This is a genomic window from Nonomuraea deserti (assembly GCF_004348685.1).
Lineage (GTDB): Bacteria > Actinomycetota > Actinomycetes > Streptosporangiales > Streptosporangiaceae > Nonomuraea > Nonomuraea deserti.
This window is the reverse complement of sequence record NZ_SMKO01000432.1, coordinates 1-844: the sequence shown is the minus strand read 5'-3', so window position 1 is coordinate 844 and position 844 is coordinate 1. Positions and strand designations below refer to the sequence as shown.

Below are 844 nucleotides of genomic sequence, written 5' to 3'. Positions count from 1 at the left end.
CGCCATGACCCCGCCCTCCCTCATCCTGGCCGCCCTGACCTCGACCTCCCTGACCCTGGCCGCCGTGACCCCGGCTCGCGTGGGGGCCTCGGCTTGCACGAGGGGTCCGGCTCGCACGGGGGTCTCGGCCTGCTGAGCCGCTACCGGTTGCTGGTCGTCAACGGGCACGACGAGTACTGGTCGTGGGAGATGCGGGACGCGGCCGAGGAGTTCGCCCGCCGTGGCGGCAACATCGCCATCTTCTCCGGCAACACCTGCTGGTGGCAGGTCCGTTTCGAGGACGACCTGCGTACCATGGTCTGCTACCGCGACGCCGTCGCCGACCCGATGGCCGCCACCGACCCGGGCCGCGTCACCGTCGAATGGCCCAGCGAGCCCGTCAACCGCCCGGAGAACATCCTGACCGGCCTGTCCTTCAGGAACGGCGCCGGCTGCTGGGTCGACTCGCGCGTCATGGCCGAGGAGTCCTACACCGTCCGCTTCGCCGGGCACTGGGTGTTCGAGGGCGCCGGGCTGGCCGACGGCGACACGTTCGGGCGGGGGGCGATCGGCTACGAGACGGACGCCGCCGATCTCGACTGGGTGGACGGCGTTCCCCGGGCGTCCGGCCGCGACGGCGCGCCACCGTCGCTCGTCGTGCTCGCCACCGCCGACCTGGCCCACTGGCGCCGCTACGGCAGGGCCGGCGCGGCCACCATGAGCGTGCACCGCCTCGGCGCGGGCACCGTCTTCAACGCGGGCACCATCAACTGGGGCAACACCCTGCACGACCCGGCGCTGGCCCGCATCACCCGCAACGTCCTCGACCGCCTCTCCCAACCCCTGCCCGGCCCCACCTGGGAAC

1 protein-coding gene is annotated in these 844 nt (G+C 73.1%); it reads left to right on the top strand.

Features of this window, described 5'->3' with window-relative positions; genetic code table 11:
• Positions 1 to 93: 93 nt before the first annotated feature.
• A partial coding sequence (locus E1292_RS50540) for a N,N-dimethylformamidase beta subunit family domain-containing protein (RefSeq protein ID WP_342775787.1) occupies positions 94 to 844 on the top strand: 751 nt, incomplete at its 3' end.